At 31.1% G+C, this 18877-nt stretch carries 13 protein-coding genes; 11 read left to right on the plus strand and 2 right to left on the minus strand.

Going from position 1 to position 18877, the window contains the following annotated elements; all coding sequences use genetic code 11:
* Positions 1-14 precede the first annotated feature (14 nt).
* The 8 genes from WHD07_RS00395 to WHD07_RS00430 all read left to right on the plus strand — a co-directional run bounded on the left by WHD07_RS00395 (position 15) and on the right by WHD07_RS00430 (position 14535).
* Positions 15-1685, plus strand: a complete 1671-nt coding sequence (locus WHD07_RS00395) for a glycoside hydrolase family 16 protein (protein ID WP_105048241.1) — start codon at positions 15-17, stop codon at positions 1683-1685.
* A gap of 108 nt (positions 1686-1793) precedes the next feature.
* On the plus strand, positions 1794-3098 hold the full coding sequence (locus WHD07_RS00400; RefSeq protein ID WP_343329576.1) for a glycoside hydrolase family 2 TIM barrel-domain containing protein: 1305 nt from the start codon (positions 1794-1796) through the stop codon (positions 3096-3098).
* A 102-nt stretch (positions 3099-3200) separates the two neighbouring features.
* Entirely contained in the window at positions 3201-6659 is a 3459-nt protein-coding gene (locus tag WHD07_RS00405) for a hypothetical protein (RefSeq protein ID WP_343329577.1), read from the plus strand.
* A 122-nt stretch (positions 6660-6781) separates the two neighbouring features.
* Positions 6782-8056: a glycosyl hydrolase family 17 gene (locus WHD07_RS00410; RefSeq protein WP_343329578.1), complete on the plus strand. Its 1275-nt coding sequence runs from the start codon at positions 6782-6784 to the stop codon at positions 8054-8056.
* A 5-nt stretch (positions 8057-8061) separates the two neighbouring features.
* Positions 8062-9558, plus strand: coding sequence for a glycoside hydrolase family 30 protein (locus tag WHD07_RS00415; RefSeq protein ID WP_343329579.1), 1497 nt, complete (start codon positions 8062-8064; stop codon positions 9556-9558).
* Between the two features lie 6 nt (positions 9559-9564).
* Positions 9565-11007: an MFS transporter gene (locus WHD07_RS00420; RefSeq protein WP_343329580.1), complete on the plus strand. Its 1443-nt coding sequence runs from the start codon at positions 9565-9567 to the stop codon at positions 11005-11007.
* Between the two features lie 563 nt (positions 11008-11570).
* Complete coding sequence (locus tag WHD07_RS00425) at positions 11571-13397, plus strand: T9SS type A sorting domain-containing protein (protein ID WP_343329581.1); 1827 nt, start codon at positions 11571-11573, stop codon at positions 13395-13397.
* Positions 13398-14007: 610 nt separating this feature from the next.
* Complete coding sequence (locus WHD07_RS00430; RefSeq protein WP_343329582.1) at positions 14008-14535, plus strand: hypothetical protein; 528 nt, start codon at positions 14008-14010, stop codon at positions 14533-14535.
* 33 nt (positions 14536-14568) lie between these two features.
* On the opposite strand, the gene WHD07_RS00435 is transcribed toward WHD07_RS00430, so the two are convergent.
* Both WHD07_RS00435 and WHD07_RS00440 read right to left on the minus strand, forming a co-directional pair.
* Positions 14569-15219, minus strand: coding sequence for a peptidoglycan-binding domain-containing protein (locus tag WHD07_RS00435; protein ID WP_343329583.1), 651 nt, complete (start codon positions 15217-15219; stop codon positions 14569-14571).
* A gap of 76 nt (positions 15220-15295) precedes the next feature.
* The gene (locus WHD07_RS00440) at positions 15296-16321 is read right to left on the minus strand and encodes a LacI family DNA-binding transcriptional regulator (protein ID WP_343331031.1); all 1026 of its coding nucleotides are present in this window, start codon (positions 16319-16321) and stop codon (positions 15296-15298) included.
* A gap of 153 nt (positions 16322-16474) precedes the next feature.
* Between WHD07_RS00440 and WHD07_RS00445 the strand changes: the two genes are divergently transcribed.
* The 3 genes from WHD07_RS00445 (at position 16475) to WHD07_RS00455 (ending at position 18877) form a co-directional block, all read left to right on the plus strand.
* The gene (locus WHD07_RS00445; RefSeq protein WP_105048251.1) at positions 16475-17521 is read left to right on the plus strand and encodes a sugar kinase; all 1047 of its coding nucleotides are present in this window, start codon (positions 16475-16477) and stop codon (positions 17519-17521) included.
* 91 nt (positions 17522-17612) lie between these two features.
* Positions 17613-18281 carry a bifunctional 4-hydroxy-2-oxoglutarate aldolase/2-dehydro-3-deoxy-phosphogluconate aldolase gene (locus tag WHD07_RS00450; RefSeq protein WP_105048252.1) on the plus strand — a complete coding sequence of 223 codons (669 nt, stop codon included), beginning with the start codon at positions 17613-17615 and terminating at the stop codon, positions 18279-18281.
* Between the two features lie 182 nt (positions 18282-18463).
* Complete coding sequence (locus tag WHD07_RS00455; RefSeq protein ID WP_105048253.1) at positions 18464-18877, plus strand: response regulator; 414 nt, start codon at positions 18464-18466, stop codon at positions 18875-18877.

Genomic DNA, 18877 nt, shown 5'->3' on the forward strand with positions numbered 1-18877 from the left:
CTAAAATATAAAAAATGAAAAAAATAAAAAATATTTATATAATCTTATTTTCGTTAATGACGGCTTTTTATGGGTGTCAAGAAAATGAGCATGAATTCGGAGAAATAGTAGCTCCTACAAATATTGTTATCACCGCAGAAATTGCAGGTGTAGATGCAGACAATCTTTATGGAGATGGAAGTGGTACAGTAAGTTTTACTACAACTGCAGAAAATGCATCTTCTTATGTATATTATTTTGATGGTGTAGCGGTAGCTTCTCCATCAGGGGTTTTATCAAAAAGGTTTTCTAAAGTAGGTGTAAATAGCTATACTGTTGTTGTAAAAGCAAATGGTACAGGTGGTGTTTCATCAACAAAAACAATAGATGTAGAAGTGTTTAGTTCTTTTTCTGATGTTGAAGCAGAAAACTTACTAAGTGGTGCTAATATTGGAGATAGTAAAAAATGGTACTGGCAAGCAGATAAAGATTTACATGTTGGTTTAGGGCCTGTTACAGATGATTATGGTAACGGAGAATTTGCGTATGAGGCTTGGTGGAATGGTATTAAGGCTTGGGATTCTGAAAAAGGATGTATGTATGATAATGAGTTTGTCTTTACAAGAACTGCAGATGGTTTAACATTTGAACAAACCGTAGGACCTGCTTTTGTTCCTGGTACGTATGCAGGTGTTTTAGGGGTTGCAGGTGATCAGTGTCATGATGAAACTGTAGCAACAAAAATGTTTGGTGTAAAAACAGTGGCTTTTGGTCCTTCTACATCTAAAGCAGGTACAGAAGGTACGTATAACAATGCGCCATATAGAGGTACAAATTTCGAAATTTCTGATGGTGGTTTTATGGGATGGTTAGTAGGTTCTGGAACTTATGATATTATTTCTATTTCTAGTAGTGAGTTAATTGTTAGAGTTATAGAAGACCCAGCGTCTGGTTCTGGAGCAGCTTGGTATCATAAATTTACATCTACAAAACCTGTAAAAGGATCTAGTTATATTTATAATGATTTGGCTTGGGAAGACGATTTTAATACAGACGGAGCGCCAAATCCTGCAAATTGGACCTATGATTTAGGTGCAGGTGGTTGGGGTAATGGAGAATTACAAACCTATACCAATGATGCAGAAAATGTAATTGTAGAAGATGGTTATTTAAAAATTAAAGCAAAAGCTGATGGTAGCGGTGGATATACATCTGCAAGATTAAAATCTCAAGGATTGTATGAGTTTACTTACGGTAGAGTAGAAGTAAAAGCTAAATTACCAGGTTCTCAAGGTACATGGCCAGCAATATGGATGTTAGGTGCTAATTTTTCTACTATTGGTTGGCCACATTCTGGAGAGATAGATATAATGGAGCAAACAGGGGCAGATAAAAATACAACTTTAGGTACGTTACATTGGTACAATACTGCAGGCAGTAATAATGCTAGTTATGGCGAAACTACAGCTGTTGCAAATGCTGCTTCTGAATTTCATTTATATACGGTAGAATGGACAGATACTGCAGTTAAAATTTACTTAGATAACGTTCCTTTTTATGAATTAGCAAATGATGATACATTACCTTTTAATGCAGATTTCTTTCTAATTTTAAATGTAGCAATGGGCGGTACTTTAGGAGGGTCTGTAGATGCAGCGTTTACTGAAGATACTATGGAAATAGATTACGTAAAAGTATATCAATAATAATTAATTGAAGAAGTGTAATAAGGTCAGTTTATAATTGATTGACCTTATTATTTCTTCCTTTTATTACCTACAAAATAGTAAGGTTTTACTTTTAAAGAGATACTTATGAAATATATTTTCTTGCCAATTATATTTATTTTTTTGGCCTTAAATTCTTGTTCTAAAAAAAAGGAGGAAGTAGTTGTTTTAAAGAATGAACAAGGAATGCGTTTAATGGTTAATGGAGAAGATTTTATCATTAACGGAATGAATTGGGATTATTTTCCGGTTGGAACCAATTTTTCTTACAGTTTATGGCAACAACCTAATGCATTTATAAAAAAGGCATTAGAAACAGAAATGACTTTGCTTAAAGAGTTAGGCGTTAATACAATTCGTGTTTACGAAGGGATTCAACCTAAATGGATTACTTATATCTATGAAAAGTATGGTATTTACACCATGCTAAACCATTCTTTTGGTAGATACGGAGTTTCTATAAACGGAAATTGGAAACCAGAAACAGATTACACAAATGTTAATGCTCAAAAGTCTTTGCTTGCAGAAGTTGTGCAAATGACTAAAACGTATAAAAATACCCCTGGTTTGTTATTGTTCCTTTTAGGGAATGAAAATAATTATGGGCTTTTTTGGGCAGGATCAGAAACAGAAGATTTTCCTGAAGAAGAAACTGAAAAGAAAAAAATAGGAGAAATAAGAGGCAGAGCAATGTATAAATTGATGAATGAAGCGGCTGTTCAAATGAAAAAGGTAGACGCTTCTCATCCAATAGCTATTTGTAATGGTGATCTTTTGTTTATTGATATAATAGCAGAAGAATGTAAAGACGTAGATATTTATGGCACCAATATGTATCGAGGAAAATCTTTTTTAGATGCTTTTGAAATTGTAAAAAATAAATTAAACATGCCTATACTATTTACAGAGTTTGGGGCAGATGCTTTTAATGCCATAGGTAATAAAGAAGATCAAAAAATGCAAGCTTTTTACTTGGTAGAAAACTGGAAAGAGATTTATAAAAACGTTGCTGGTTTGGGGAAAGCAGAAAATGCAATAGGTGGTTTTACGTTTCAATTTAGTGATGGTTGGTGGAAATACGGACAAACCATAAATTTAGATGTACATGATAATGATGCTTCTTGGGCAACCAAAGCGTATGATTATGACTATCAAGAAAATCATAATAATATGAATGAGGAGTGGTTTGGTATTTGTGCAAAAGGGCCAACCAATAACAAAGGTTTATACACTTTATATCCAAGAGCAGCTTATTATGCATTAAAAGAAGCACATCAATTAAATCCGTATTCAGAAGGAATGACCACAAGCTTAGTTTTAAAACATTTTAATGAAATTAAGCTAAACGATGCTCTTATAAAAGCAGCTAATAATAAAGTTGTTTTAGAATAAAAAAATAAAATTAGAGAGAATATTTTAAAATATTCTAATGAAATAAAATACTAATTAGAACCTCTATTTAATTGTTGCAGAGGTTTTAGAACACCAATTTTAATGACAAACAAAACCATCTTTTTAGGAAAAAACAAAGCAGACTTTCAAGCACAAGAAGTGAAAGGAGAAATGATAAATTTTGACAATGAAGTTTATTATAAAATTGCAAACAGTAATGAAATGAGACCATTCTTTATGAGTATTGTTTCAGACTCTAATCATTGGATGTTTATTTCTAGTAATGGAGGTCTTACGGCTGGTAGAAAAAATAGTGAATATTCTCTTTTTCCGTATTATACGGATGATAAAATTACGGAATCTGCAGATGTAACAGGAAGTAAATCTATTTTTCAGGTTTCTAAAAATGGAAACATTTATTTATGGGAGCCTTTTTCTCAAAGACAAATTGGGTTGTATAAAACCAAACAAAACTTATATAAAAACAGTTTTGGTAATAAAGTTATTTTTGAAGAAATTAATGAAGATTTAGAGGTAACTTTTAGGTATCAATGGAGTTCTTCCGACAAATTCGGGTTTGTAAAAAAATCTACCTTAATTAATAATTCTTCGGATAAAATACAAATTACATTTTTAGATGGTTTACAAAATATACTTCCTTCGGATGTAGAAACAGATTTACAAAACTCTCGCAGTAATTTAGTTGATGCATATAAGAAAAGTGAATTGCAAACAGAAGCTGGTTTAGGTATTTATTCATTAAGTGCAATTATAGTTGATAAAGCAGAACCAAGTGAAGCTTTAAAGGCAAATATCGTTTGGTCTTTAGGTATTAAAAATCCTACTCATTTATTATCATCATTACAATTAGATAATTTTAGAAGAGGAAAAGAGGTACGTCAAGAAGTAGATGTAAAAGCAGAAAAAGGGGCTTATTTTATCAGTGCAGATTTAGAATTATCAGCAAATGAAACTAAAGAATGGAGTTTTATTGCGAATGTAAATCAAACGATAGGCGATATTCAAAGCATTTCTAAGGCAATTGTTAATGATGAAAATTTATATGAAAGTATTTTAGAAGATATCGAATTAGGAACTAAAAACTTAATCGCTTTAACAGGTGCTGCAGATGGTTTGCAAGTAACAAACGATCCTTTAGTAAACACAAGACATTTTGCAAATACGCTTTTTAACTTAATGCGTGGTGGTACTTTTGATGATGATTATAAGATTGAGAAAGAAGATTTTATAAAATACATTGCAAAGGCAAATAAAAAAGTCATCAAGAAAAAAGAGGAATTGTTAAATGACTTACCAGAGGAATTTACATTAAATACCATTCTTGAAATTGCAGAGAACGATGAAGATAAAAACTTTAAAAGACTTTGTTTTGAATATTTACCATTAAAATTTAGTAGAAGACATGGAGACCCAAGTAGACCTTGGAACAAGTTTTCTATCAACACAAAAAATGAAATTGATGGGTCTAAAATTTTAGATTACGAAGGGAACTGGCGTGATATTTTCCAGAATTGGGAAACCTTAGCGCATTCATATCCAGCCTTTATAGAAAGTATGATTCATAAGTTTTTAAATGCTACTACTTTTGATGGTTACAATCCGTATAGAGTTACAAAAGATGGTTTCGATTGGGAAACTATAGAAGAAAATGATCCTTGGTCTTACATTGGTTATTGGGGAGATCATCAAATAATTTACTTATTAAAATTCTTAGAATTTATAGAAAACCATTATCCGAATCAATTAGAAAAACGTTTTTCTGAAGACATTTTTGTGTACGCAAATGTGCCTTATAAAATTAAAGATTATCAAAGTATACTTAAAAACCCTAAAGATACCATTGATTTCGATTTTGAATTAGATGCTAAAATTCATCAAAAAAGAGAAGAATTAGGAGCTGATGGTGCTTTATTAAGAGATGAAAATTTCTTTATTTATAAAGTTAATTTAATAGAAAAATTATTAGCAACTGTATTAGCAAAAGTGTCCAACTTCATCCCAGAAGGAGGTATTTGGATGAATACGCAACGTCCGGAATGGAATGACGCTAACAACGCTTTAGTTGGTAACGGAGTTTCTATGGTAACATTAAATTACTTAAATAGATTTATCAATTTCTTCGAAAAAGTAGTTACAAAATCAACCACAGAAGAAGTTGAAATTTCATCTGAATTGGCAACATTCTTTAATGAAGTTGTGGCAACTTTCAACCAAAATAAAGAAATACTTTCTGGTTCTGTTTCAGATACTGAGAGAAAAACAGTTTTAGATGGTTTAGGTGAAGCAGGAAGTGTATTTAGAACTGCAATTTATGAAAACGGATTTTCTAGTGATAGAAGTACAATTTCTAAAACAGAATTGTTAGCATTTTTTACCATTACAAAGCAATATTTAGAGCATACTATTAAAGCAAACAAACGTGCAGATAATTTATATCATTCATACAATTTAATGACAATTAAGAATGATAAAGAGGTGTCTATTTCTTATTTACCAGAAATGTTAGAAGGGCAAGTTGCTGTTTTAAGTGCTGGATATTTATCGCCAAAAGAAGCTTTAAAAGTTTTAGACGGAATGAAAGCAAGTGCGTTGTTTAGAGAAGATCAATACAGTTATATTTTATATCCGAATAAAGATTTACCTCGTTTTGATGAGAAAAATGTGATTTCTAAAGAAGCTGTAAAAAACTCAAAATTACTATCAAAATTAATTAGTGATGGTAACACACAAATCATTACTAAAGATGTTTTAGACAATTATCATTTTAATGCAAACTTTAATAATGCCAATAGTCTAAAAGGAGCTTTTAAAGAATTACCAGAAACGTATTCAGATTTAATTGAAAACGAATCTGATTTGTTGCTAGAAACTTTTGAAGGAGTCTTTAATCACAAAGCATTTACAGGTCGTTCAGGTACTTTCTTTGGCTATGAAGGGTTAGGTTCTATTTATTGGCACATGGTTTCAAAACTATTATTAGCGGTTCAAGAAAATTGCTTGTTAGCGGTTAAAAATAAGGAAGATGAAGCTGTAATTGGTCAGTTATTAGATCATTATTATGAAATTCAAGCAGGAATTGGTGTGCATAAATCACCAGAATTATATGGTGCTTTTCCAACAGACCCATATTCTCATACACCAGGAGGAAAAGGCGCGCAACAACCAGGAATGACAGGTCAGGTTAAAGAAGATGTGTTAAGCAGAATTGGTGAATTAGGTGTTTTTGTAAAAGAAGGTAAAATCATTTTTAATCCAAGATTATTAAGAGGTAGTGAGTTTATCAAAGCTCTAAAAACTTTTAGGTATACATCAATTAGCAAAGAAGCAAAATCAATTGAATTAAAAGAAAATTCACTTTGTTTTACCTATTGTCAAGTACCTATTATTTATAAAAATAGAGGAGAAGAAAGTGTAACAATCTTTTTTACAAACGGAAAAATAACAACATCAGAAATCTTAATTCTTAACAGTACTATTTCTAAAATGATGTTTGAAAGAACAGGTGAAATAGATAGAATAGAGGTTTCAGTAAAAAAATAATTGATAAAAAAATTAAAAGATAGATTCCACCTGCAAGGTCTTTTTTTTCCTTGTAGGTGTTAAGAATAAACACTAACAAGGTTTTAAAACCTTTCAAAAAAAACGATTTTAAACATCAAAATATGAATTCAATTTTTAAAATATCCTTTGCAATTATTGTGTTTATTTTTTGCGTTAGCTGTACTTCTAAAGTGAAGTTAAAAGAAGTGAAAAAAGATGTAACAGCTGCCGAAATATTAGGAAACCCTGATTATTTAGCCATCTCTTATGGAGGTTATAGAAAAAAATCTAGAGAAGACAATCAACCTACAATTTCTCAATTAAAAGAAGATTTAAAGTTGATGCATGCTATGGGGATTCGCATTTTAAGAACCTATAATGTGCAACCAAAATTACCACATGCAGCAAATGTTTTAGAAGCCATTCATCAACTTAAAAAAGAAGATGCAAATTTTGAAATGTATGTAATGTTGGGTGCTTGGATAGATTGTTTAAATGCTTGGACAGACAAAGAGCCAAATCATAATCTAGAAAGTCCAGAAAATGAAGGAGAAATAGCAAGAGCAGTCGCTTTGGCAAACAAATACCCAGAGATTGTAAAAGTAATTGCGGTGGGTAATGAAGCGATGGTAAAATGGGCAGCAAGTTATTTTGTACAACCGAATGTGATTTTAAAATGGGTAAATCATCTGCAAGATTTAAAGAAAAATGGCAAGTTGCCTAAAGATGTTTGGATTACAAGTTCAGACGATTTTTCTTGTTGGGGTGGAGGAGATTCAATTTATCATACAGAAGATTTAGAAAAATTGATAAAAGCCGTAGATTATATTTCTGCACATACGTATCCATATCATAATTCGCACCACAATTCAGAATTTTGGAAAGTACCCGATAATGAGTTGCATTTATCAGACATAGAAAAAATTGATGCAGCCATGTTAAGGTCTAAAAAGTTTGCCATAAAGCAATATAATGCTGTAAAAAGTTATATGAAAAGCTTGGGCGTAAACAAACCTGTTCATATTGGCGAAACAGGTTGGGCAACCATATCTAATGGTTATTATGGCGCACAAGGCTCTAGAGCAACAGACGAATACAAGCAAGGTTTGTATTATAATAGTTTGCGAGAATGGACTAATAAAGAAGGGATTTCTTGTTTCTATTTTGAAGCTTTTGATGAACAATGGAAAGATGCTGAAAATGCAAATGGATCAGAAAATCATTTTGGTTTAATCAATTTAAAAGGAGAAGCTAAATATGCGCTTTGGAATTTGGTTGATAAAGGTGTTTTTAAAGGTTTAACAAGAAATGGACAACCAATTACAAAAACATATAATGGAAATAAAGAAGCGTTGATGAAAGACGTTTTTGTTCCGAATACAGACTATAAAAAATAAATACAATGAAAACAAAATTCTATTTTCTAACACTTTTTTTAATAGCGATGATTAGTTGTACGCAAGTTGATAACAAACTAAATGTAGCTGTTTATGAAACCTCTGAAGCCGGAAATAAATTAACACCTATTTCAACGTTTACTTCGGATGAAAATGCATCAATAATAACTTTAAACCCTAAAGAGACGTTTCAAACAATTACTGGTTTTGGTGGGGCTTTTACAGAATCTTCGGCCTACTTATTAAACAAGTTAAGTAAAAAAAATAGAGATACTATTTTACAAGCTTATTTTGCTGAAGATGGTGCCAATTATTCGTTAACAAGAACACACATGAATTCTTGTGATTTTTCTCTCAATCAGTATTCCTATTCTCCTGTAGAAGATGATGTAAATTTAGAGCATTTTACCATAAAAGAAGATATGGACGATTTAATTCCGATGATAAAAGATGCCATGAAAGTGTCTAAAGACGGATTTAAAATTTTTGCTTCACCTTGGACAGCCGCTCCTTGGATGAAAAACAATAATAAGTGGGTTGGCGGAAAATTGCTGCCAAAATACTATGATACTTGGGCATTATTCTTTTCTAAATATGTAGATGCTTATAAAGAACAAGGCATCGATATTTGGGGATTTACAGTAGAAAATGAACCACACGGAAATGGTAATAATTGGGAAAGCATGCATTTTTCACCAAAAGAAATGACCGATTTTGTAGAGTTTCATTTAGGTCCAAAATTAGAAAAAGATGGCTATGGCGATAAAATTATTTTAGGATACGATCAAAATAGAGAAGGTTTAAAAGAATGGGTAGATGAAATGTATAGAAGTGAAAGTTCATCAAAATATTTTGATGGAACGGCCATACATTGGTACGAAAGTACTTTTGAGGTTTTTCCGGAAGCGTTGCAATATGCACATAACAAAGCTCCAAATAAATACCTAATAGAAACAGAAGGTTGTATCGATTCTCAGGTTCCTGTTTGGCAAGATGACGCTTGGTATTGGAAAAAAGAAGCAACAGATTGGGGTTGGGATTGGGCACCAGAAAAAGACAAAGATTTACATCCAAAATATGCACCAGTTAACAGATATGCAAGAGATATTATTGGTTGCCTAAATAATTGGGTAGATGGTTGGGTAGATTGGAATATGGTTTTAGATACAAAAGGAGGTCCAAACTGGTTCGAGAATTGGTGTGTGGCACCCGTAATTGTAGACCCTGTAAAAGATGCCGTTTATTTTACGCCACTTTATTACACCATGGCTCATTTTAGTAAATACATAAGACCAGAGGCAAAAGTAATTGGTTTAGAAAATTCAGATAAAGAATTGCAAGTTACGGCAGCACAAAACACAGACGGTTCTATTGCTGTGGTTGTTTTTAATGAAGGGAAAACAAAAAAGAGTTTCAAGTTACTTTTAGGAGAAAAAGAAACCCTTGTAAATATAGATGCACAAGCATTACAAACCATTATGGTATCAACTATTAAAAACTAAAACATTATGACTAAGACAAATTCATCTTCTAAAGTTCCGATGGGAAAAAAAATAGCATTCGGTTTGGGCATGTTGGCAAACCAAATGTTTCCGGCTGCTTTAGGTATTTTTATGGTGGTCTTAGTTAAAGACTTAGGTTTCCCTACTTGGATGTGGAGTATCTTGTATTTTCTTCCTCGTATTTTCGATTCTATTACAGATCCAATAATGGGGTTTATTTCAGACAATACCCGTTCTAAATATGGTAGAAGACGTCATTATGTTTTTATTGGTGCTATTATAATGGGAATTTCATTTGCATTAATGTGGCAACTTTATAGAGAAGATAGTTTAAATTATAATTTTGCTTATTATTTATTTTGGTCTTTGGTTTTTTATTTAGGCTTAACTATTTTTAGTGTTCCTTATGTGGCAATGGGCTATGAAATGAGCGATGATTTTCATGAGCGTACCAGCATTATGGCTGTATCTCAGTGGATTGGGCAATGGGCTTGGGTGTTAGCACCTTGGTTGTGGGTAATTATGTACGACCCTAATTGGTTTGATTCTGGAGATGTTGCAACAAGAACTTTGGCAATTTGGGTAGCCATTGTATGTGCTTTATTAGCCATGGTACCCGCCATATTTTTAAAAGACAAATCTACTTTAGATGATGATAGTTTGGTGCCTTTAACAATAAAAAACATTGGTGGTAGTCTTAGAGAAATATTAAAAGGTTTTAAAGAAGCCTTTAAAATTAAACAATTTAGAAAACTTTGTATAGCTACCTTCTTTATTTTTAATGCATTTAATACGGTTGCAGCTTTTTCTTTTTTTATCATTGTTTATTATTTGTTTAATGGTGATGCTGCCGCAGCTTGGATTTGGCCAACACTATTTGGTAGTGTAGGTGCTTTAATAACTACCTTTTTGGTGATACCTGTAGTTGCCAAAATATCTAAAGCAATGGGTAAAAAGAATGCTTTTTTAATCTCACAAGGAATTTCAATATTTGGATACATTTTATTGTGGTTTCTTTTTATACCAGGCAAACCCTATCTATTTTTGTTAGCGCTACCTTTTTTCTCTTTTGGTATAGGTGGTTTATTTACAATAATGATGTCTATGACCGCAGATATTTGCGATTTAGATGAATTAAATTTCGGACAAAGAAGAGAAGGTATTTTTGGTGCAATTTATTGGTGGATGGTAAAATTTGGTTTTGCCATTGCGGGAGGTTTAAGTGGATTAATAATGCTTATGGTAGATTTTACACCAGATGCCGCTACGCAGCCAGAAGGAGCAGTTACTGGGTTAAGATTTTTCTTCTCTGTTTTTCCTATCTTAGGGACCGCAATTGCTATGTATATTATGAGAGATTACGATTTAACAGAAGAAAGAGCAATAGAAATTAGTGCAGAATTAAATAAAAGAAAAGAGGAAAAGAAAAAGGATTCAAAGAAAAAATAAACGACACTAAATCATTAATAAAAGAACTTATACTTCTTTATAAACGCTATAAATACTAGATATTTATAGCGTTTTTTATGCTTTTTTAAGAAGTCCTTAAGACGTATCAAAATCAATCTATATAAAGAGGTTGGTTTTGGTTATAAGTATATTAATAACGAGTGTAACTTTCTTAATAGCTCTATATCATTAAGCTCTTAATAAATTTTTTAATGGTGTTATCTTGTTGTTTGTTAGGTTTTTAATGTGTTTTTTTTGTGCTATTATTGTCCGTGTTTAGTTATTTATAGTCTTCTTTTTTTTGAATGCAGCTATACATCAAAAATTAGAATAACAACACTTACTATTTAAACAATACATTACCTATACAGTTGTAAAATAATGTCTATTTGTTGTCTTTTATTCATTTTTAATAATTTACTATTATTATGATGCTATCATTGCTTTTGTTACTATTTTAATTCATTTTTTTAGAACTGTATGTTTTTTGTTTAGGTCTTAAAAATCAATATTGTATAGTTTAGGGTTAATATTGAGTATACTAATTTAAAGAAATAACTATTATGAAAAAAATTACTCTATTATTTGCTTTATTGATCACATCAATAGGCTTTTCTCAACAACAAGAATATCATTTAGATTTTGAAGAAGGTACACCATCTGGAATTGCGTCTAATTGGTATACGTTTGATAACCAACCCGCTCCAGCAGAAATAGTAGACAATCCAGATTTAAATGGTGTAAATACAACCTCATCTAAAGTAATGAAAGTTGTTATGGGACCTGGCAATGCTTTTTACGCAGGTGTTAATAATAAATGGGAAGACTCTAAATTTGGTACTTGGAAAATAGATATGAGTGTTGCCAGTAACTTAACCTTAACTATGGACGTACATAAAAACTATGTAGGTACTGTAGGTATTAAAATGGGAACAAATAGTGCAGGAACTTCATTTCAGATTACAGACCAAAATGTTGGTAATACAGTTGTAAATGAATGGCAAACTTTAACTTTTGATCTTTCTGGGATTAATCCTAATGGCGATTTATCTAACATCAGTCAAATGGTTGTTTTTGTAGATTGGACGCAAGATATGGCAGATAGAGCAGCAGGAAATACCATATATATAGACAATATTAAATTTAATGCAGAAAAATTAACAGATGCTCCAGAAACTCCTGTTGCAGGTACAGCTTCGTTACCATTAGATTTTGAAAGCACAACAACTTGGTCAGATTTCGATGGAGGAGTTGTATCAACAGAAACAAACCCACATAACAATGCAGACAATAGTTCTGCAAATATTGGTAAAATGGTAAAAGTAGCAGGACAAACTTGGGGAGGAAGTGCCTTAACGTTAAGTAGTGCAATGGATTTTGCTAATAATGATACTTTTACAATGAAAGTATATTCACCAAGAGTAGGAGCAAAAGTATTATTAAAAGTAGAAAATTCTGCAGATGCAAATACTAGTTTCGAAAAAGAAGTTACAACCACAATTGCCAACGGATGGGAAACGTTAACTTTTGACTATGCTGCAATAAGTAAGGCTAATTCGTATGATAAATTGGTCTTAATTTTTGATAATGGTACTATGGGCGATGGTTCTGCCAACTTTACGTTTTACATAGATGATATTGCTTTATCTTCTTCTGGTGTTGTACTTCCTACAGTTGCTTTGCCTTTAGATTTTGAAAGCGCAACAACATGGACCAATTTTGATGGAGGAGTGGTTACCACAGAAACAAACCCACATAACAATGCAGACAATTCTTCTGCAAATGTTGGTAAAATGGTGAAAAATGCAGGCCAACCTTGGGGTGGGAGTGTCGTAAAATTAAGTTCAGCAATGGATTTTGCAGCAAATGATACTTTTACAATGAAAGTATATTCTCCAAGAGCAAATGCAAAAGTGTTATTAAAAGTAGAAAATTCTGCAAGTCCAGCTACTAGTTTCGAGAAAGAAATAACCATAACCACAGCAAATGCGTGGGAAACAATTACGTTCGATTATTCAGCAATTCCAAGCGGATCTTATGACAGCGTTGTTTTAATTTTCGATTTAGGAACTATGGGAGACGGTAGTGCAAACTATACCTTTTATATGGACGATCTTATGTTGTTTAATGCAGCAACAGCAAGTGTGTCAAACAATACATTACTAAATGTGTCTATGTATCCTAATCCTACTTCTAATAGCTTAAACATTTCGGCAGCAAGCACTATTAAAAATGCTACTATTTATAACATTTTAGGGAAACAAGTTATCAGTTTAGCAATCAATAAAAATAGTGAATCTATAGATGTTTCTAACTTAGCATCTGGTATTTATTTAATTAAATACACTGTAGATAATGCTGTAGGTACTGCAAAATTTATTAAAGAATAACTATAATTCAAAATACTACAAGCGTCCAAAATTAATTTTTTGGACGCTTTTTTTATGCAAAAATAATTTCTTTTTGGGCGTTACCTAAAGGTCAGGCTTTCCACTATATCTTTTTGTAAAAAACAAAAAGGATGTCGTTTCAATCCTTAACGCAAGCAAGTTTGCCTACAAAACATCAGAATAGAAAAACAATTAGTATTTTTATAAATGAAAAAAGGAGTCCAATTAAACCTATTTTATAACTTTTTTTAATTGTTTTAGTTAAAAATAGAAAATCAATTAAAAAATATTACAAATATCAGCAAAAAAAGGGCAAACAGAACGTACTTTTGTCGTTGCTAAAGTTTTAAGAATATTTCTAATAGAATTCAGAGACAATTTGTATTATAGAAAGCAGTTTGTAAACTGGCACAATTGATGAAGAGATAAACAAAGTAAGGGTTGTTTTTTATAGGTTACAAAAAAAAGTTGTAAATTATAATAGCAAGCAAATGTAAAAGAGGCATCAAAAAGAAAAATCATTTAAGAAATAGAGCATTCAACTTAAATAGATTTTTAAAAAATAGAATTAAAAAGTCATTAATTTTATAATGACAAACAAAGAAAAAAGATGGGAACATTAGTAAATAATTATATTTTTAAAGCATTAGAATGTTATCCTTTCGATTTAGAAGAGGTAATGGAGGCTTTAAATTTTGCGCTGTCTTATGATGATAAAAATACAATGGCATTAACTTTAATGGGAAGAGTTTATGCAGAAAAGTTGTATAAATATGAAGAAGCAATTGTTTATTTTAAACAAGCTTTGGCAGAAAATATTCATGCTTTTGAGGTCTATACACCTTATATAAACACACTTTTATGGAATGAAGATTATAAAGAAGTAGAAGATTTTATAGATTTTGCTTTAACTATAAAAGGATCAGATAAAGCACTTTTATATCTTAAAAAAGCCATATTACATGAGCAGTTAAAAGAGTATAAAACAGCCATGACGTATATAAAATTAGCAAAAGAGCATACGTTTAATTCAGAGTTTATGGCAGACATTACTATAGAAAAAGATAGAATAAAAGGAAAAATGCCAAGAAAAAAGAAAAAGAAAACAAAATCAACGGCTACTAAAAAGAAAAAATAATGATAAGATGTTAGTAAAAGCTAGCATCTTTTTTTATTCAAATAAAACATCTAAAGTTAAAATATCTAAAATACCATCGGCAAAAAGGTTGTTTTTTTCTTCAAAACTTTTAATGGCATTTAGGGTTTCAATTTTATAAACACCATCTGTGGTAATCTCAAAACCTTTTTTGTTTAATTGCTTTTGAATTTCATAAATAAAAGCAGTCTTATGACCATTAATCAATGCTTTATCGGGATTAAACATACTTTTAATTTTGTTTTTTGCTAAAGATTTTTGGTAGGCTTTAAAATCAGTTCCTGTTTCTTCTAAAAATTGTATTTCTTTGTTGTTTAAACCGTTTGCTTTTAAAACGAAAGAGTTTTCTAATTTATTTTCATAGTATCTTATCGTTGCAAGTTTATCTGCATATTTTTTAACAGCTAGTTTTGTTTTTTCAGTATCATCTTCGGGGGTTCTAACATCTATATCATTAGCAGTCCATTGCATTTTTACATAACTATTTAGGGCTTCAATGGCTTTGTGGTAATTAAGTACAGTTTCTTGGTTGTAATAACTTAAATCTAATTTTTTAGCTGTTTTATAATCAACATTAGGAGTGTTGTATCTTTTGTATTGTTGGTATTTTCCAAAACCAATACTAACAGCAATAATTAATAATAATAAAATAATAAGTTGTTTCATAACAAGTGTTTTTGAAGGCCTAAAAACTACTACAAAAATAAGAGAAATTTTATATAAAAAGAGATAGAAAAGAGTATCAATTCTTTTTATTTGTAGAGTCTCTGGCTATCAATGCTACATCTAAAATTATTTTGGTAAACGTTTGTTTAACTACAGCTTTTTTAGCATGTTCTAAGAATGCAAAAGCAGCTTGTTTACCAATTTTATCACTATGTTGATCTATACTTGTTATTGTAGGTGTGGTCATCGATGTAAAGGGTTCATTACCAAATCCTACTAAGGCAATATCATTGGGTATTTTAATATTATTTTCTTTTAGCACTTGTAAAGCGCCTAAAGCAGCATAATCTCCTGCCACGTATACAGCATCGGGTCTAGATTTTAAAGATAAAAGCTGTGTCATTTTTTCTCTTCCGTCTTCTATGGTAAGGCTACTTTCTATTAGTAACTCATCATTTAAAGGTAAATTATTTTTTTTTAGGGCATCAATATAACCTCTAATCCTGTTGTTAAAGATTCGGGTATGTTTATAACCACCAATATGGGCAATTCTTTTACACCCTTTGTTTACTAAATGTTCTACAATTATTTGACTACTGTTGTAATCGTCTATACCAATATAATCGACATTTAAATCATTTTCACCTCTATCAAACATAATTAACGGAATGCCTGCTTTTTTAACTTTTTCAAAATACGTTAAATCTACAGTTTCATTGGCCATAGAAGCAATAATGCCATCTACTTGAGTATATAATAAGGTATCGATACTAGCGCACTCTTTTTTAAAAGATTCGTTAGATTGTGTAATAATAATATTATAACCTTCCTTATTTAATACTTCTTCTAAATTTTGAATGACTGATGAAAAAAAGTTGCTGTTTGTTCTAGGTACTATTACACCAACTAATTTACTTTTTCCACTTCTTAGCGCACTAGCTAGATAATTAGGTTGGTAATTAAGATTTTTTGCCACCTGTCTAACTGCTTTTTTTGTTTTCTCACTAATTCGAGTATCATTATGTAAGGCTTTAGAAACAGCTGCAGGTGAAATGTTTAGAACATTTGCAATATCTTTTATGGTAGTTTTCTTTTTGATAATATTTTTTTTATATCTTTGCTTAATCGTTTAAGCAAATGTAGTACGATAATATTTATAATCAAAATGATAGCGTAAATCTTTCCTTTTGATTTTATTTTATAAAACTGCTTAAACGTTTAACCAATTAACTGTAATATTAAAATAGAATTTAGAATGGCAAAAGTAGTAACATTTGGAGAGATCATGTTGAGATTAGCTCCTCAAGGATTTTTAAGATTTTCACAAGCAAATAATTTTGACGCTATTTATGGTGGTGGAGAATCTAACGTAGCAGTATCATTAGCAAATTATGGAGTAGATGTAGATTTTGTAACACGTTTACCAAAAAATGATATTGGTGAGTGTGCAATGATGGAAATGCGTAAAAGAGGAGTTGGTGTAGATAAGATTGTTTATGGTGGAGACCGTTTAGGAATTTATTTCTTAGAAACAGGTGCTGTATCTAGAGGATCTAAAGTGGTTTATGATAGAGCGCATTCTGCAATTGCTGAAATAGAATCTGGAATGATCGATTGGGATGCTGTTTTTGAAGGTTGTGAATGGTTCCATTGGACTGGAATTACGCCTGCAATTTCTCAAGGTTCTGCAGATGTTTGTTTAGAAGCTGTAAAAGCTGCTAGCGCAAAAGGAATTACTATTTCTACAGATTTAAACTATCGTGCTAAATTATGGAATTTCTGTGATGCTGCACATAGAGAATCTATTATGACAGAATTAACTTCTTACTGTGATATTATTTTAGGAAACGAAGAAGATGCAGAAATGCACTTTGGTATTAAACCAGACGGAGCAGCAGTTCAAACTGCAGGACATGATGTTAAGGCAGAAGCTTTTTTATCTGTATGTAAGCAAATGACAGAGAAATTTCCAAGAGCTAAAAAAGTAATTACTACTTTAAGAGGTTCTATTTCTGCTTCTCATAACACATGGGCAGGAGTTTTATATGATGGTAAAGAAATGTTACAAACACGTCAGTACCAAATTACAGATATCGTAGATAGAGTAGGTGGTGGAGATTCATTTATGGGAGGTTTAATCTACGGATTATTAACATACCCAGAAGATGATCAAAATGCATTAGATTTTGCAGTTGCGGCATCTTGTTTAAAACACACTATTAAAGGTGATGCAAATTTAGTAACAGTTGCAGAAGTAGAAAAATTAATGGGTGGTGATGCTTCTGGACGAGTAGCAAGATAAATTTTTGGACTAATTGTGTAATTGTTTAATCGTAATATTTTATTACAACATTTACACAGTTAAACATTTACACAATTAAAAAATAATAGAAATGGCACAATTTTCAAGATTAGAAGTAGCACAGGTTATGAAAGATACAGGGATGATTCCTTTGTTTTTTCATAATGATATAGAATTAAGTAAAAAAGTATTAAAAGCATGTTACGATGGTGGAGCTCGTTTAATGGAGTTTACAGCACGTGGAGATTTTGCTCACGAAGTTTTTGGTGAGTTAACAAAATATGCTATTGCAGAATTACCAGGTATGATTATGGGTGTTGGTTCTGTTACAGATGCAGGAGCAGCTTCATTATATATGGCATTAGGAGCAAACTTTATTGTAACTCCTGTTTTAAGAGAAGATATTGCAATTGTTTGTAACCGTAAAAAAGTATTATGGTCTCCTGGTTGTGGTACATTAACAGAAATAACTAGAGCAGAGGAATTAGGATGCGAAATCGTAAAATTATTCCCTGGTGATATTTATGGACCTCAATTTGTAAAAGGAGTTAAAGGCCCACAACCTTGGACAAGTGTAATGCCAACAGGTGGAGTTTCTCCTACAGAAGAAAACTTAAAAGGTTGGTTTGATGCAGGTGTTACTTGTGTTGGTATGGGATCTAAATTAATTTCTAAAGAAATTATTGCTAACAAAGATTATGCAAAATTAGAAAAAGATGTAAGAGCAGCTTTAGCTATTGTAAAAGCGGTTAGAAAATAAATTTAAGTATTTTTTTTATAAAAACTCCAACTGAAAAGTTGGAGTTTTTTGGTTTAGACCAAAATATCTTATCTATACTTTTTTGCATTTCATCGATACTTTAAATTGTCTGACCAACTACCTATAAAAGACATTGTTTTATTAACCTAAATTTGTAGAAATTAAAAGTTAAACCCCACAAAATGTCTAAAAATTTGAAAGTATTGTTAATAGAAGATAATCTAATTGAAATAATGAAAATGAAAAGAACACTTTCATTGTTAAAATTAGATCATACAATGCAGGAAGCTAAAAACGGTGAAGTAGCATTAGAAATTTTGCAGGATAAAAGTAATTTTCCTGATTTAATTTTATTAGATTTAAACATGCCTAAAATGAGTGGGATAGAATTTCTATCGATCTTAAAAAAGGATGAAAATATACAACATATTCCTACTGTCATATTAACTACTTCAGATAATCAAAAAGATTTAGAAGAATGTTATAAACTTGGTGTTTCTGGTTATATTTTAAAGCCTTTAAAATATGATGATTATGTTAAAAAGATTGAAACAGTATTGTCATATTGGAGTGTGAATGAATTAAAAAAATACTAA

Source organism: Polaribacter staleyi, assembly GCF_038024045.1.
GTDB lineage: Bacteria > Bacteroidota > Bacteroidia > Flavobacteriales > Flavobacteriaceae > Polaribacter > Polaribacter butkevichii.

What these genes read in the sequence shown, in the direction of transcription:
- WHD07_RS00395 (WP_105048241.1), top strand. Translation starts at nt 15, where the DNA reads ATGAAAAAAATAAAAAATATTTATATAATCTTATTTTCGTTAATGACG.
- WHD07_RS00400 (WP_343329576.1), top strand. Translation starts at nt 1,794, where the DNA reads ATGAAATATATTTTCTTGCCAATTATATTTATTTTTTTGGCCTTAAAT.
- WHD07_RS00405 (WP_343329577.1), top strand. Translation starts at nt 3,201, where the DNA reads ATGACAAACAAAACCATCTTTTTAGGAAAAAACAAAGCAGACTTTCAA.
- WHD07_RS00410 (WP_343329578.1), top strand. Translation starts at nt 6,782, where the DNA reads ATGAATTCAATTTTTAAAATATCCTTTGCAATTATTGTGTTTATTTTT.
- WHD07_RS00415 (WP_343329579.1), top strand. Translation starts at nt 8,062, where the DNA reads ATGAAAACAAAATTCTATTTTCTAACACTTTTTTTAATAGCGATGATT.
- WHD07_RS00420 (WP_343329580.1), top strand. Translation starts at nt 9,565, where the DNA reads ATGACTAAGACAAATTCATCTTCTAAAGTTCCGATGGGAAAAAAAATA.
- WHD07_RS00425 (WP_343329581.1), top strand. Translation starts at nt 11,571, where the DNA reads ATGAAAAAAATTACTCTATTATTTGCTTTATTGATCACATCAATAGGC.
- WHD07_RS00430 (WP_343329582.1), top strand. Translation starts at nt 14,008, where the DNA reads ATGGGAACATTAGTAAATAATTATATTTTTAAAGCATTAGAATGTTAT.
- WHD07_RS00435 (WP_343329583.1), bottom strand. Translation starts at nt 15,219, where the DNA reads ATGAAACAACTTATTATTTTATTATTATTAATTATTGCTGTTAGTATT.
- WHD07_RS00445 (WP_105048251.1), top strand. Translation starts at nt 16,475, where the DNA reads ATGGCAAAAGTAGTAACATTTGGAGAGATCATGTTGAGATTAGCTCCT.
- WHD07_RS00450 (WP_105048252.1), top strand. Translation starts at nt 17,613, where the DNA reads ATGGCACAATTTTCAAGATTAGAAGTAGCACAGGTTATGAAAGATACA.
- WHD07_RS00455 (WP_105048253.1), top strand. Translation starts at nt 18,464, where the DNA reads ATGTCTAAAAATTTGAAAGTATTGTTAATAGAAGATAATCTAATTGAA.